At 68.6% G+C, this 14663-nt stretch carries 13 protein-coding genes; 3 read left to right on the top strand and 10 right to left on the bottom strand.

Annotation, left to right across the window (positions count from 1 at the left end; translation table 11 throughout):
* Positions 1-36: 36 nt before the first annotated feature.
* The 5 genes from ACGF3C_RS26740 to ACGF3C_RS26720 all read right to left on the bottom strand — a co-directional run bounded on the left by ACGF3C_RS26740 (position 37) and on the right by ACGF3C_RS26720 (position 4244).
* Positions 37-513, bottom strand: a complete 477-nt coding sequence (locus ACGF3C_RS26740; protein ID WP_357197147.1) for a hypothetical protein — start codon at positions 511-513, stop codon at positions 37-39.
* 217 nt (positions 514-730) lie between these two features.
* Positions 731-2638, bottom strand: coding sequence for a DUF2075 domain-containing protein (locus ACGF3C_RS26735; RefSeq protein ID WP_357221267.1), 1908 nt, complete (start codon positions 2636-2638; stop codon positions 731-733).
* Between the two features lie 140 nt (positions 2639-2778).
* The gene (locus ACGF3C_RS26730; protein WP_357221270.1) at positions 2779-3114 is read right to left on the bottom strand and encodes a nucleotide pyrophosphohydrolase; all 336 of its coding nucleotides are present in this window, start codon (positions 3112-3114) and stop codon (positions 2779-2781) included.
* Positions 3115-3157: 43 nt separating this feature from the next.
* Positions 3158-3364, bottom strand: coding sequence for a DUF397 domain-containing protein (locus ACGF3C_RS26725; RefSeq protein WP_357221273.1), 207 nt, complete (start codon positions 3362-3364; stop codon positions 3158-3160).
* The gene (locus tag ACGF3C_RS26720; protein WP_393226292.1) at positions 3357-4244 is read right to left on the bottom strand and encodes a helix-turn-helix domain-containing protein; all 888 of its coding nucleotides are present in this window, start codon (positions 4242-4244) and stop codon (positions 3357-3359) included. Before ACGF3C_RS26720 ends, ACGF3C_RS26725 begins: the two co-directional genes overlap by 8 nt.
* A gap of 232 nt (positions 4245-4476) precedes the next feature.
* On the opposite strand from ACGF3C_RS26720, the gene ACGF3C_RS26715 reads away from it, so the two are divergent.
* The gene (locus ACGF3C_RS26715; protein ID WP_357221279.1) at positions 4477-4779 is read left to right on the top strand and encodes a DivIVA domain-containing protein; all 303 of its coding nucleotides are present in this window, start codon (positions 4477-4479) and stop codon (positions 4777-4779) included.
* Positions 4776-5033 (top strand): hypothetical protein, encoded by a 258-nt coding sequence (locus ACGF3C_RS26710; protein ID WP_357221282.1) that lies wholly within the window; start codon positions 4776-4778, stop codon positions 5031-5033. The genes ACGF3C_RS26715 and ACGF3C_RS26710 overlap by 4 nt, the downstream gene beginning before the upstream one ends.
* Before the next feature lie 39 nt (positions 5034-5072).
* Here the strand turns inward: ACGF3C_RS26710 and ACGF3C_RS26705 are convergent, their stop codons facing one another.
* Positions 5073-5843 (bottom strand): class I SAM-dependent methyltransferase, encoded by a 771-nt coding sequence (locus ACGF3C_RS26705; RefSeq protein WP_357221285.1) that lies wholly within the window; start codon positions 5841-5843, stop codon positions 5073-5075.
* A 114-nt stretch (positions 5844-5957) separates the two neighbouring features.
* On the opposite strand from ACGF3C_RS26705, the gene ACGF3C_RS26700 reads away from it, so the two are divergent.
* The gene (locus tag ACGF3C_RS26700; protein WP_393226287.1) at positions 5958-11930 is read left to right on the top strand and encodes a DUF4011 domain-containing protein; all 5973 of its coding nucleotides are present in this window, start codon (positions 5958-5960) and stop codon (positions 11928-11930) included.
* 422 nt (positions 11931-12352) lie between these two features.
* Here the strand turns inward: ACGF3C_RS26700 and ACGF3C_RS26695 are convergent, their stop codons facing one another.
* The 4 genes from ACGF3C_RS26695 to ACGF3C_RS26680 are packed head-to-tail and all read right to left on the bottom strand — an operon-like array spanning position 12353 to position 14465.
* Positions 12353-12556: a DUF4926 domain-containing protein gene (locus tag ACGF3C_RS26695; protein WP_357221291.1), complete on the bottom strand. Its 204-nt coding sequence runs from the start codon at positions 12554-12556 to the stop codon at positions 12353-12355.
* Position 12557: 1 nt separating this feature from the next.
* Entirely contained in the window at positions 12558-13718 is a 1161-nt protein-coding gene (locus ACGF3C_RS26690; protein WP_393226284.1) for a WXG100 family type VII secretion target, read from the bottom strand.
* Positions 13715-14035: a type VII secretion target gene (locus tag ACGF3C_RS26685; RefSeq protein ID WP_357221296.1), complete on the bottom strand. Its 321-nt coding sequence runs from the start codon at positions 14033-14035 to the stop codon at positions 13715-13717. The genes ACGF3C_RS26690 and ACGF3C_RS26685 overlap by 4 nt, the downstream gene beginning before the upstream one ends.
* Positions 14022-14465 (bottom strand): YbaB/EbfC family DNA-binding protein, encoded by a 444-nt coding sequence (locus ACGF3C_RS26680; protein WP_393226281.1) that lies wholly within the window; start codon positions 14463-14465, stop codon positions 14022-14024. Before ACGF3C_RS26680 ends, ACGF3C_RS26685 begins: the two co-directional genes overlap by 14 nt.
* Between the last annotated feature and the right edge of the window lie 198 nt (positions 14466-14663).

The following is a 14663-nucleotide window of genomic DNA, read 5'->3' as shown; positions in this document are numbered from 1 at the left end:
AGCCCGTGTCAAGCTGGCACGGCAGTCGGGCGCCGGTCACCTGGCCTGCAGGAGCAGCCCGAGACAAACCCCGTAGACGACGTGGACGACAGCCGTGACCAGCGGGGTCTGGATGCCGTAGTTGAGGGCGAACAGTCCGGGCGGCTCCAACACCGCCGTGCTGGCCGGCCCCGCCCGTTGCGAGGCCATGCGCGGATGGACACCAGGAAGCAGCGGCAGGATCACCGTCAGCGCGATCCCGACGTGCACAATCCCCAGCAGCGCCCCGATCCACCAGTCCGCCCGGTGCAACAGCGCGAACGTGGCCGCATAACCCAGGGCGAAACCCTGACCGGTGCAGAGATGAAGGAAGAACCCGACGACCCGGGCCCGGTCGGGGTCCTCGGTGACGAAGGCCCCGAGCACCAGGGGGATGTCGAGCCGGGTGAGACCGGCCAGTTGAGCGGTGATCATCGCCGCGGTGAGCGCCGCGGTGGCGACCAACCCGAACAACGCCCATCCGGCCCAGTCCATCTCAGCAGTCGTCGACGTCGCGGGCGTTCGCGGTCATCGGTCACCCTCCGGCTGAACAGCGTGAATCCCACGGCCCGGACCGGACGCCCGCCCACCGGGTGTCCGGTTTCTCACCATAAGCCACCGGAGCTGTCGCGCTGACCTGCTCGCCCAGACGTCCCGCGACGAGTTGGCAGCAGGTGGCGAGCGGTAGCCGGCCGCCGAGCTCAACCCGTCGTCAGCCGAGGTGGCCTGAGATGGCCCTCTCGTAGACCGTCTCGACCGGCCGGATCACCTTGACCATCGAGGCGAGGTACTCCCGCGTCTCAGCATCAGTCGAGTAGGCGATCGTGCCCTTCATCCCGCGGGTCAGCAGGACCTTGTAGGTGTTACGAATCAGCAGATCCGCTTCCGCGTCGCTGACCGACTTGCGACTGCGGAACGCCGGATCCTTCGACTCCTCGCGCCGCGTCACCAGCCGGCCGTCCCGGGCGACCAGGTCTGGCCCGACGATGACGCCCGACCAGTCGTACTCGAAGCCCTGTGCCGTGTAGACGCAGCCCACCTGGCCGAAACCGTTCGGGTCAGTGGCCCAGAACGCGCTGCCTGGTGCGTCTCCGACGCTGCGGTCGCTCTTGACGTTCCAGGGTCGCGACCACCCGCCGACCTGCACGTCCGACACCAGACTGTCATCCGGACGCGGATCGCTCCACGGCCAGCAGTACCCGGCGGACATTCTGGCGTTCACGTCAGGCGCCTGCTTGTTGGCGAGGAACGCTTCCATCTCCTCTGGCGACTCCGCGAGACGTAGGTCGACCCTGCCGTCGCCGGTCCAGACCGACGGCTCACCCCCGTCGAGATTGAGCAGTTCCACGACCCATTGCTCGTACGTCTCACTGCCTCCGCAGCGGAACTGGCTGTGCAGTGAGACGACCTCGATCTCCAGGTTGAGCTGCCTCGCGTGAGACGAGATGACCTCGACATTGCCCAACTCTCCCGGCTTGACCACCTGGTGCTCGTCGAGCAGGAAAACCGGCACCCGGGCCGCGGCGATAAGTTCGTCGATCTGGCGACGAGACTTCTCCCGCTTGGCTTTCGGCGTGAACCGGTTGACGGAGGTCTCCCGGATGCGGTGGGCCTCGTCGCAGATCAGGACGTCTAGCCCGTTGCGTTCGGCGGACATGAAGCTGTTGAAGTAACCAAAGAGATTCTTCAGCCGGGTCGACCCCTTGCCGGCGTACCGACGCAACGTCTGGGTGAACGACCGCGAGCCCGTCGCGTGCATGACGGAGCGGTTCTGGCGCGCCAACTCACCGAGCACCGACAGCGCGATCACGCTCTTGCCACTGCCAGGTCCACCGGAAACGACCACGACAGACTTACGATCGGCCAATCGCGCCCGCTCGACGGCGTGTAGCACCAACTCGTACGCCACACGCTGCTGGTCCAGCAGCGTGAAGTGCGAACGGTCCTTCAGTTCCTGTGCGGCGTACCTGAGTAGATGGCGGCTGGGCCGGACAGAGCTGGTCAGGAAACGGTCGGCGGCGCCTGCTCCTGAGGCCGGGGCTAGGTGGCTGCGAAGGTAGTCGAGGAACTGGCCACGCCGCTGCTTCGTGAAGATCCGGCTCTGCTCGGTTGCCGGGCGCTCGAACAGGTCACTGATGTCGCGGTCGACCGCGTTGTGCAGGTACGCGACCCCACGCACAGGGTGCTGATGCCCGGCGAGGACGCCGAGGAAGTCTGTCATGTACTCGCAGTACTGCTCGACCTGGACGCCGGGATGCAGCCGCGGGCCACTCGTGTGCTCGATCGCCACGAGCGTGTCAGAGCCCTCGTAGGACTCGGCGTAGGACCACTGCTTCAGCTCTACGACCACGTAGGAGTCGTCAAACGTCCTCGGGTGCAGACCGGCTAGCACCACGTCGACCCGCTTGCTGGTCAGCGGTAGCTGGTACTCGACAAGCATCTCGATTTGGTCCAGCCCTGCGTCGGCGAGATCCTGCCCCAGCACCTCAAGGCTCCGCGACCAGGCACGGCGTTCGGCCGGGCTCACGTTGCGGCCAATTTGCTCCACGATCCGGTCTGCGAGCGTGCCGCTGGCAACCAGACGCAGCAGACCGTTGGCGGACGTACGGAACGCTGACAACACTTGCCCCCGGGCAGCACGAAGTGATCGTGCGCATGGGGGGCGTGTCCGGCAGCCGCCGGAAGCCCGTCGTGACGCGCTCCTACGTGATGGACTGTAGCGAAGAGATCAACTCAGCGCCATGTTGACGCTGCCACCGGCTATCGCTTGGCCGCCGACCCGCGAGCCTGGTCGACCGGGTAGCGACGAGCCACCTCCTCGAGTTTGGTCGATGCTGCTTCGGCCAAATCGATGCCGAGGACATCAGCGAGCCGGGTGAGATAGATCATCACGTCGCCGATCTCGGCCTTGACCCGGTCGCCGGCCTCTCGGTCGGACATGACGGCTGTGGCCTGCTCAGGTGTGAGCCACTGGAATTCGGCGATCAGCTCGCCGACCTCACCGGCGAGAGCCATGGCCAGGTTTTTTGGCGTGTGGAACTGCTGCCAGTCCCGCTCCTCGGCAAACGCCCGTACGCGGCCCGTCAGGTCATCCATGGGTGGGAGCATCCCAGATCTCAGTTAGCAACCTGCGCTGCTCTTACTTGTCGGAGAGGTCGACCGAGTTCACGGCGGCTATGAACGTGAGCCAGGCACGGTGCTCGAAGCAAAGAGTTGGCCCGTCAATATGCTTGGAATCGCGTACGGCGACAACGCCGGGGACGTTGGTGGCGACCTCGACGCAGTTGCCGCCGTTGTCGCCGCTGCGGGTGCTTTTGCGCCAGACGGCGCCGGTCAGGTCAGTCATGCCGCATCTCCCCGGCGATTCGCTTGATCATGTCTCTTGAGTCTGCCTGATCGAGTGCGAGGGCATCCAGACCCTTCCAGACGTCTTCATAGGCCCGAATCTCGTCCGGCTTGTCGAGGTAGAGCGCCCCGGTCAGCGACTCGCTGTAGACGACCGACGGTTCCGGGACGGCCCGGCCGCCCTTCGTGGCCGGGAAGTCCAGAAGAACAAAGGAGCCTGCGACCGCACCGGGATGTGGCCCTGCCGCGAGTGGCGCAATGCGAACCGAGACGTTCGGCAGCTCCGATGCTTTGAGCAGACGAGCAAGCTGCCCAGTCATCACCGTAGGGCCGGCCACAACACGGCGCAGCACCGCTTCGGAGAGGATGGCGTCCAGGTGCGGCGGCTGTGGAAGCCGACGAGTGAGCAGACTCTGACGCTTCAGCCGCACCTCGACAGCCCGCTCGCGCTCCTCGATGCTCAGCCGGCTTGTGGGTCGGAACAAACCCAATGCGTAGGCGCGGGTCTGTAGCAGCCCGGGGATGAGGTTCTCGCCGTACTCGCGCAAGTGGGCGGCGGCGGATTCCAGGCCGACGTACAGCTCGAACCAGCTCGGCACCGCGTCGCCGTACGCGTGCCACCAGCCCTTCGACTTCGTCTCCACGGCCAGCCCGCGCATCGCCTCGGTCATCTCGGGCGACACCCCGTACAGCTCGCACATCGCCTTGACGTCGAGCACCCGGACCGAGCCCTGGCCGCATTCGAGGCGCCAGATCTTCTGCCGGCTGTACTCCAGGGCCTCGGCGGCGGCGTCGAGCGTCACCCCGGCCTCGTTGCGGAACTGTCGCAGCAGCCGGCCGAGTTGCCGGCGCGGCACTGTCGATCCGATGTCTTCGGGCATCCGCACACTCCCTGGCTCCAACACGCAACACTGCGTGACCTGCTCCTGCAACTCCTACGGGTTTCAGCAAAGAAAGTCAATGCACAACAGCGAAATTGCGGTTTAGAACGTTGCGTTTCCACTCCGGACTGTCGCAGGCTGATCACAGCACGGCGGCCGTCCGGTCCCCCCGAACGGCCGCCGTGCTTCCCCGAACACCCCTCGCCCCTCCGCATCAGGAAGGCAGGCAGACATGAACGCCAGACACCAGCGGCCAGGGCCGGCGAGCGGTGGTGCGACCTACCGCTCCGCCGCGTACACCAGTCTGTTGCCGTGGCAGGTCCGTGAGCGCCGCTTCCCGCCGGTCGGGTTCGGACGTCGCGGTCTGAACCCCGACGACGTGTACGCCTTCCTCGACCGGGTCGCCGTCGACATGGCCGCCGTCTACGCCGCTCTCGCCGAGAGCCGCCGCGAGACCGCCCGGATCAAGGCCGGGCTGCGTCGCTGGCAGACCGATCAGGCCCGCGCCCGCAATGAGCGCGGCGACGCCCGATGAGCCAGCGGTACGTCATCCACCTGCCCGTCGTCGCCAACGACCTGCCCGCCGCGCAACGTCTGGCGCGGGTCATCGGCCGGTGGATGCTGGTGCTGCCGACGACGGACCCGGGGGAGACCACTGTCTCCGAAGAGGACCGGCAGTTTCTCCGGCACCGGGTCTTCTGCGACCTGAGGATGCCAGGCGGCCGGCGCTGCCTCCTGCGGGACGGCCACGACGGCGACTGCACCCGTCGCTTACGCCGCTACCGATAGAAGCGATTCATCGGACACGTTCGGCGAGCCTCAGCTCAGTCAGGTAGCGCTTGACGACCTGGCCCCGTGGTCGACGTCAATGAGCCGCGCGATGGAGGTCAGCAATCCGCTCTGCTGCGCGTCCGGCAAGGTACGGTGGCCGGAGTAGGTCAACAGCAGATCCAGGTAATCCGCTGTCGAGTACGGCAATTCCCACTCGTATCGGTAGAAGCTCGCAGGCCCGAACCGCTCCGACGCGGTCAGCTCCCGATCGTCCTCCGGAATATCTTGAGCACCCTCAAGACGCAGGCCCGGTGGGGTCGACGGATCGAAGCGCTCGTAGAGCTTCTGAATCTCGACGAAGAACGCGTCGGTCCAGGTGCCACCAGCGATGTGGTGGGTTCCCACGGTGGCCAGCAGACCACCGAGACGCAAGGCGTCAGCAGACTTCGACACCCGCACGGCCGGATCGATCCAGTGAAACGCCGTCGCGGAGAAGACCACGTCGAACAGTTCCGCAGGCAGGGGCCACTCCTCGAACGCTGCCGTCACGACTTCCACCGAGTCGGAGCCGGCAAGGTTTCGCCGAGCTACAGCAGCCATGTCTGCGCCCAATTCGACGGCCACGATCTGGTAGCCCCGTTGGGCCAGCGGCACGGTCGCCTGCCCAGTGCCACAGCCGATTTCCAACACCCTTGCACCGGGCGCTACTCCGGCCGCAGCGAGATCATCGAACATCTGTGCCGGGTACCGAGGCCGCGCACGGTCATACCGTTCAGCGTCCTCGTTGAAGGTTTCTCGCAGCCTCACGTAGTCATTGCTGTCGCTCATCCAGGGAGAGTATGGGTGCCGCTCCTACGGCAGGCACTCAACGCCGGGGCCCTTTCCACCGGTCGGTTGACCGCTAGGCTGGCCCCCCACGGTCTTCCCACCTGGAGAAACGCCATGTCCGACAGCGTCTTCGCGCAGTTCACCGCCGACGACGAGCAGCTCGAAGTTGGGCTGATCGTGCAGCCGGCGATCAACGCCGCCCTGGTGCACAACCGGGTGCCGCTGGTCCGTCACCTCACCCTCGTGAACCGGGGAGCGGTGCCGCTGACCGAGGTCACGTTGACGCTGGAACTGCGCGGTCCGGACGGGGCGCTGACCGAGCCGTGGACGCGTACCCTCGCCACGCCGTTGCGGCCCGGGGCCAGCACGAGTTGGGACGACTTCCGCGACCTCACGCCCGACCGCGTGCTGCTGTACCGCACCGACGAGGCGTTCCCTGTCGACTACATCCTCCGGGTGCAGGCAGGGGACGAGACACTGCGGCTGGTCGCGCCGTCACGAGTTTTGGCGCACAACGAGTGGTTCAACAGCCCCGCCCTGTACGACAGCCTGGCGGCCTTCGTGCAGCCGAACACCCGGGCGGTGGAGGCAGTCCTGCGCGCGGCCGCCCAGCTCCTGCTCGCGCGGACGGGTTCCGGCTCGCTGCAGGGCTATCAGGAGGGTTCGGAGCGGGCGGCGCTGATCGCCGGCGCGGTGTACGAGGCGTTGCGCCAACTCGAGATCACCTACCAGACCCTGCCGGCGTCGTTCGAGAACACCGGCCAGAAGGTACGGACGACAGCGGCGGTGCTCGACGGGCGACTGGGCAACTGCCTCGACCTGTCCGTCACGTACGCCGCGTGTCTGGAGGCGGCGGGGCTGCACCCGCTCGTCTTCATCAGCGCGGGGCACGCCTTCGGTGGCTTCCTGTTGGAGGAGGAACGGCTGGGCTCGGCCGCGGTGACCGAGACCAACCTGCTGATCTCGATGGTGGACTCCGGCCGGGCCGTGCCGGTCGAGCTGACCCGCATCGGGCCGGGCGCGCAGTCGGCGACCTTCACCGAGGCGGTACGCGTCGGGCTCGGCCACTTCCGCGGTGATGGTGATCGGATGCAGGGCGTCGTCGATGTCCACCTGGCCCATCGCTCCGGCATTCAGCCGCTTCCGTCGCCCGACGAACTGATCACGCCCGCCGCGGTCGACGCCGAGGCGACGCCGGAGACAACAGCGTCCCTGGACCTTCCGCCCGGCGTCGCCGCCGCGAAGCTGCGCCAGTTCGCCGACGAGGGCGAGGAGGCGCCGCAGCAGTCGGACGGGTCACCGGCGCGCGTTCAGCAGTGGAAGAAGTCGCTGCTCGATCTGAGCCTGCGTAACCCGCTGCTCAACCTGCCCAAGCGTGGCCGTGGGCTGGATCTGCACGTGCCGGCGGGTGCGCTGGCCCTGCTCGACGACCTCATTCACGACGGTCGTCAGGTGCAGGTCATTCCGCAGGACGACATCAGCCAGGTCCACGAGCTGGCCGGGTCACGTCGGGCGCAGGACCTTGACGCCGAGATCCTGACCCGGGAGCTGCGTACCGACCGGCGGGTCTACGGCGCGGTCACCGACGCCCGCTACAAGACGGCGATGCGCGCCTTGCAGCGTGAGGCGCGCACGATGGAGCAGGAGACCGGCAGCAACTACCTCTACCTGACCATCGGCACCCTGGTCCACACGAAGGTGACCGGGGGAGAGGCGTACGCGCCGCTGTTCCTCCTACCGGTGCGCATCGAGGGTGGCAGCGGCCGTCGCCCGTACGCGATGGTCATCGACGGCGCCGAGGTCGCCAGCCCGAACTACTGCCTGATCGAGTGGTTGCGGGTGAAGCACAGTGTGCGGATCCCGGAGCTGGAGCGACCGGTCCTCGACGAGCACGGCATCGACATCGCCAAGACCCTCGCGGCGATCAACACGGGGTTGCTCGACAACCGGCTCAACTACCGCATCGACGAGACCGCCAGTCTTCGACTGTTGCAGTTCTCCACCTTCCAGATGTGGCGTGACCTCACCGACCACTGGCCCCGGTTCATGGAGAACCCGGTCGTCCGGCACCTGGTCGAGTCGTCCGGCGCCACGTTCGACGATCCGGCCCGCCCCGACGACGCCGAGGTCATGGTCGACGAGGCGGACCTGCACCTGCCGATCCCCGCCGACGGGTCGCAGATGCAGGCCATCGTGCGCGCCGAGCGCGGACACTCCTTCGTCCTGGAAGGCCCGCCGGGCACCGGCAAGTCCCAGACCATCACCAACATGATCGCCCGCGCGGTCAGCTCGGGCCGGTCGGTGCTGTTCGTCGCCGAGAAGCAGGCCGCCCTGGAGGTGGTCAAGCGCCGCCTCAAGCAGATCGGCCTCGGGCCGTTCGCGCTGGACCTGCACGGCCGTAAGCAGTCCCTCAACGCGATCCGCCAGCAGCTGCGGGACGCACTCGACCAGTACGACCAGGGCGGCGACGGCACCTGGACGGCTGTCGAGACGGCCTACCGGACGCGGCTCGCCCCACTGATGGAGTACCCGGCCCAGGTGCACACCACCAACCCCGTCGGGATGTCACTCTGGTCGGCCTACGAGCAGACCCTGGCGTACTCCGACGGCCCGGTCGCCCCCATCCCGGTGGCCTACCTGCACGCACCCGCCCCGGCACGCGCGCAGGTCGAGACGACACTGCGGGAGTTCCCGGCCGCCGCACGATCGGCCCGACTCCGGGCCGCGCATCCGTGGGCGCTCAGCGGCTGTCGCACCCTCGACGGGCTGCACGGCGACGCGGTCACCGAGATCGCCGGTGAGCTCGAACGACTCCGCGCCGACCTCGCCGCGTACCCGCGCCTGGTCGAGTTGCTGCGAAGGCTGCCCGCCCCGGAGACCGTCAGCGAGCTGCAGGCGGGCGCCTGGCTCGCCGTACGCGGACTGCTGCCGGACCGGCAGACCACAGTGCACGCCAGCGACCGGCGGTGGGACGAGGCGGTGGCCCGGTTCCAGGCGAACCTGGCGGCCTTCCGGCAGGGCTTCGCCGGTGAGCTGGCCACCTTCCGGCCGGACGTGTTCGCTCGACCGGAGCTGACCGCCTGGCACGGTGAGGCCCAGGAGGCGGCGAAGCGGTTGTTCGGCAAGGGCAAGCGCCGCCAGGCCATCGCGGACCGGTTGGCGGTGCATCTGGTCGCCGGTGCCACGCTCGACGTGGAACAGGTCGAGGTGCTCACCGGTCGGTTGGTCGCCGCCCGGGCGCAGGCCGCCGCGCTCCACCAACACCTGCTGGGGCTCGGCGGGCTGCGGCTGTCGCAGTGGTTGCCCACGGACCCGAACGCGCAGGAGCGGCTGACGGAAGCCGTCGAGGCGACCCGGGTCGGCCGGACGCTGCTGAGCCAGCACCCGCAGGCCTGGGAGTTGTTCCAGAGCGGGTTCACCGATGCCGACGCGGCAATGCTCGACCGATGTGCCTCGCGATGGCGGGCCTGGCGTGGGGTGTTGCGCTCGGGCGGACCGGAGCTGGCCCTGTGGGCGGGAGGTTCGCACTGGATCGACGCCTGGCAGCGCGACGGCGCGGCCTGGCTGCACGAGCTGCAGAGCGAGGAGTTGTTCCCGCTGCGCCGATGGGCGACCGTCCTGGCCCACGCCGACGTGCTCGCCTCGGCCGGCCTCACCGACTACCGTGACCAACTGCTGCGCGCCGAGGTGCCCGCGCATCTCGCCGAGGAGGTCTACCGGCGGGGAGTCGCGACGGCGTCCCTCGCCGAGCGGGTACGGGCCGGCGGCCTGCAGTACTTCGACCCGGAACTGCACGACGACGAGATCAGCCAGTTCGAGGCAGCCGCCGGTGAGCTGCGGTCCGCGCTGCCGACGCAGCTGCCGTCGGTGCTGGTCCGGCGCCGCCCCTTCAGCCCGGCCGACCGGCGTGGCCGCTTCGCCGACTTCGCGGCGGAGCTGCGCCGTAAGCGGGGCGGGCGGTCCTTCCGGGAGCTGTTCGAGCAGTACCCGGACGCCGTGCTGGCGTTGACCCCGTGCGTGCTGGTCAGCCCCGCGTCCGCGGCGAACTTCCTGGCGCCGGGGAGCCAACGATTCGACCTGGTCATCTTCGACGAGGCCTCACAGATCCGCGTCGCGGAAGCGATCGGCGCGATGGGCCGGGGCAGCGCCGTGGTGGTCGTCGGCGACTCCCGGCAGATGCCGCCGAGCAGCATCATGCAGGCCAGCCACAGCGTGGACGACGTCGACGAGGGCAACGGCCCGGTGCCGGAGGACCTGGAGAGCATCCTCAGCGAGGCCGTCGAGTCGGGACTGCCGCAACGATGGTTGTCCTGGCACTACCGCAGCCACGACGAGTCCCTCATCGCCTTCTCCAACCGCTACTACTACGACAACAAGCTCTCCAGCCTCCCGTCGCCCGGTGCCGCCAGCTCGGCGGGCGTCAGCTGGCGGCGCGTCGAGGGCCGGTACGACCGGGGCGGCTCCCGCACCAACGAGGTCGAGGCACGGGCGATCCTCGCGGACATCACCAGGCGGTTGCACGACCCGGCGACCGCCACCCAGTCCGTCGGCGTGGTCACCTTCAACATCCAGCAGCGGGACCTCATCCTCAACCTGCTGGAGGAGAGCACCGACCCGATCATCCGCGAGCACCTCTCCGGCGCGGTCGCGGAGCCGATCTTCGTGAAGAACCTGGAGAACGTGCAGGGCGACGAGCGGGACGTCGTCCTGTTCTCCCTGGCCTTCTCCACCAACCTGGAAACAGGTCAGCTCCCGCTGAACTTCGGCCCGCTCAGCCAAGCCGGCGGCGAGCGGCGGCTCAACGTCGCCATCACCCGCGCCCGCCGCCAGGTCGCCCTCTACTCGTCCTTCGACCCGTCCGACATCGACCTGTCCCGTACGTCAGCGCTGGGCACACAGCACCTGCGGGCGTACTGCGAGATGGCCGCCGCCGGCGCGGAGCGCCTGGGCGACCTTGCCACCGACCGCACCGAGCGGCGCAGCCGGATCCGCGAAGAGGTGGCCGCGGCGCTGCGCGACCGCGGTCACGAGGTCCGTACCTCACACGGCCTCTCCGACTTCACAGTCGACATCGCCGTACGCAGACCAGGCTCACCACGGTGGCAGGTGGCCGTCATGCTCGACGGCCCGGACTGGAGCGCCCGCCCGACCGTGGCCGACCGGGACTCCGCACCCGCGCTTCTCCGCTCGATCATGGGCTGGCCGGAGGTCGTGCGGTTCTGGCTGCCGGCGTGGATCCACGACCGGTCGGCGCTGCTCGACCGGGTCGACGAAGCGGTCACCCGAGCCGAGACCCCCACGACCGCCGAACCCGAATCCGAGTTGTCGGCGGTCGCAGAGAGCGTCGAGTTGCCGCAGCCGCGCCCCGCAACGGACGTGGAGCAGCCACGCCCGGCACCGGCCGCCGAGTTGCCGCAGCCGCGTCTCGCGCTGGACGAAGAGCCCCTTCGGAGTGCGTCGGCACCACCCGACTCCGCACTCGCCGCCGTGCCGGTCACGGTGGCGTCGGCCGCCGACACCATCACGGCGAGCCCCTTCATCCCGTACGCCCCAACCTCACTCGGAGACCAGGCCGACCTCGACCTCCTGGCCACTGACCAGCGGATACGTGATCTGATGCGGAACGCGCTCCGCGACATCATCGAGGCGGAAGGGCCCATCGAGCAGCACCGGCTGGCACGCCTCGCTCTCGCTCGGTTCGGCTTCCTCCGGACCCGGGAAGACCGTCGCACTGCCGTACTTTCCCTCGTCGACTCCCGCCGCCTCTACACGCACCCGACCGTGAGCCGGTACGCCTGGCCCGACGGCGTCGACCCGCAGACCTACCGCGGGTTCCGGGTCACGCAGGCGAGCAACGACCGCGCGTTCGAGGAGGTGCCACCCGAGGAGGTGGCCAACGCCCTCGTGCACGCGCTGCAGGGCGTAGCGAGCATGGACGAGGAGCGGCTGTTGCGCGCCGGCCTGGAGCGGCTCGGCTACCGCCGACGAACCGAAAAGATCGACAAACTGCTCCGGTACGGGCTGCACGTCGCCCTGACCAGCGGTCGTCTCCGGTACGACCAGGAGGGCCGCCTCACCAGCGGCTGACGACATCCTGCCTCGGATCGGCAACAGGACCGCGGTGAGTACCGGGTTGGTCGTGGCGGATGCCGTTGACCTTCTGCCGATCTCCTTCGAGTGTCGGCGTCCTTAGTCAGCCCCGGCCGGGAATCGCTGGCTCCCCGCCCTCAATCCGTCGTCACGTCACGAGGCGGTAGTTAGGAACGCGAGGGTTGCGTTCCTCAGGCGGCTTGTCCATTGGTCGGACGTCGACTCCGTCCGGAATAGGCGCCCGACACACGTGGATCCCTTCCATGCAGGTGTCGCACCAGAACGAGACGTACCCGGCATTGGCTGCGGGCCGTGCTGTGAAGACGATCCGTAGGGTCCGCCGCCCGCAGTTCGGGCAGGCAAGACCTGACGCCGCCGGCAGCGCACGGTAGACGACTTCGTACGCCGTCTGCCACTCGTCAAAGGTGGCCATCGCGCCGCGACACCTGGTCGGCCCGGAGCGTGACCATGGCGACGGTGCGGCCATCGGTGTCGGTGAACTCGACTTCGTACATAGGCGGGGGGCCGTCGAAGACATCGATGATAGCTCCCACTGCCCCCGCGGGCAGGTCTTCTCCGGGTATGGCTTCTCGGAGCTCAACCACGTCGTACAGCTCTAGCATGTCATCCTCCCTTGGGCGGGAACGAGATCGTCACCATCCGGGGTGCAGATGCCTCATTCTTCAATATCCAGGCTGTGCGCACGATGATCGTGCCATCCGGCCCGGAGAGAGGTAGGTCCACGTTCCACCGCTGGCCGAATTCGTCGGTCTTGCCGAGCAGAGGTTTGCCGGCGAGTACGCCTTCGCGGATCTGCTGCAAGACCGCGTCGGCGTCATCCGGGCCGAGGCCGGTGGCGGAGTTGATGACGCGATACTTGTGCCCCCCGACAGGGTGGTCCGGGTTCATGGCGTAGGCGGCGATCTTCCGCGAGTCGATCTCGGCCATGGTGAAGTCTGGTCCGGTGGGATCACCCGGAATCTTTGTCGGCTCCGGTCCGTCGGGTCTCTGCGGTTCCGGCGGCTGTTTCGTGAGTCGCCCCAGTGACTGCTTGAGTTTTTCGATGAGGTCGCCGAGCCGGCGCATCTCCGGAATCAGCCGTCGCAGGCTGGCCAGCAACCCGCGCAACAACCGCGCTATCCGCGCACCCCACGACGCCACCAAGGTCGTGACCTGCTCCACGACCAGTGGCGCGGCCAGTCCGCCGGTGATGAGGAGTTCGCCCGCGTACACGATGATGCGGGACACGCAGGCGGCGATGGCGTCGCGGACGAGGAGTCGGACGGCGGCCACCAGGCCGGCGGCGCCTTCGGTGATCGCGGCCATGGTGTCGGCGCCCTGGGCGAGGCCGGTGATGGCCTGTTGCTGTTCGGCGGTCCAGGCCCGGTAGGCGGGGCCGGCGCTGCCGCCCCAGCCGGCGACGTCGGTGCGTACGGCGCGTGCCAGTTCGGCGGCGTCGTCGCGGAGTGACCCGGCGACGTTGCGCCAGGTCTGCGCGTGTGCGGTGATCTGCGCCGGGTCGCCGGCGAGCCAGTCCAGTGCCTCGCGGAGTGGCTTGACGTGTTCGATGAGCCAGGCGACCCCGTACTGGAGCAGAGCGCCGACCGGGTCGGAGACGAGGGCGAGGGCGTCCAGGCCGGCGCTCACGACGCCGAGGCTGCCGTCGATCCAACTGCCGGTGCGGACGCCCTGGGCGATGAGTTCGATGTCCTCGCAGATCCACACGCCCGCCCAGGCGCTGGGTGGGGTGTCCGCAGCGGCGGCGACGAGCGGGTTCGACGTCACCTGTGTCGCCGCACCCCGTCGAGTAGCTGCTTGGCGTGGGCGTCGGAGCTTCGGTAGCGGTCGGCTCCGACGCGCAGCTTGCCGGCGGTGTCCCGTACCGATGCTGCGGCGGCGCCGATGCTGTCGAGCAGGGTGCGTTGGAGGCCGTCGAGCAGCACCGGCATCATCGCGCAGAGCTGCCCGTAGGCGTCGGCGCCCAATCGGACGTGCTGGCCTGCCTGCTGGGCGGTGTCGAGGCTGCTGGCGCAGCGGTCGAGGCGGGCCGCGTGGGCGGTCAGGTCGTCCGGGTCGACCTGGATGCCGTCACCGGCGGGCATCGTTCGATCCCTGGTCGGGGAGGAGCCGGCTGCGGTACGAGTCGATGATGGCCTGGGCGCTCGCGTCGTCGCCAAATGACTCCGTGGCTGCGTCGCTGACCTGTCGAAGCAGGTCGGCGCGGGCGGCAGCGGTGGTGTCCAGGATCTGCCGAGCGGTGTGCGCCGCGGGGTGTTGCCGGACGCGTTCGTCGAGCCGTAGGTCGATCAGCAGGCCGACTGAGTCGACTGTGACGTCGACAGTCCGGTCGGTGTTGTGGGCGGTGCCGGTCAGATCCCGCATCGTCGCCGACATCGTCTTGGCCCGTGCCGCCCGCTCGGCGAGCGACGTCTCCCACTCGTCGAGCCGGCGCTCCGCCGCGTCGAGCGCAGCGTCATCCGCCCACACGTCGACCCTCCCCAGGGGACCGCTGCCGGCGACAACCGGCGACATCACCGGCACGCTACCAACCAGTGGCGCTGCGTGCATGCCCACCGGATCGAACGCCAAGGACGTCACGCTAGGCGAGCGCACCACAACTCCATGATCGACCGAGCCGGGGCGCGATCTTGCAGTTTCTGTCGCGACAAATGGTGCAGAAGTCCGCATCTCGACGACCGAAACTGCAAGATCGACGCAGCAGGGGGTGCC

The organism is Micromonospora sp. NPDC047762 (assembly GCF_043204655.1).
Taxonomy (GTDB): domain Bacteria; phylum Actinomycetota; class Actinomycetes; order Mycobacteriales; family Micromonosporaceae; genus Micromonospora.
Note: the sequence above shows the minus strand (reverse complement) of the source record. Positions and strands in the feature narration are given on the sequence as shown.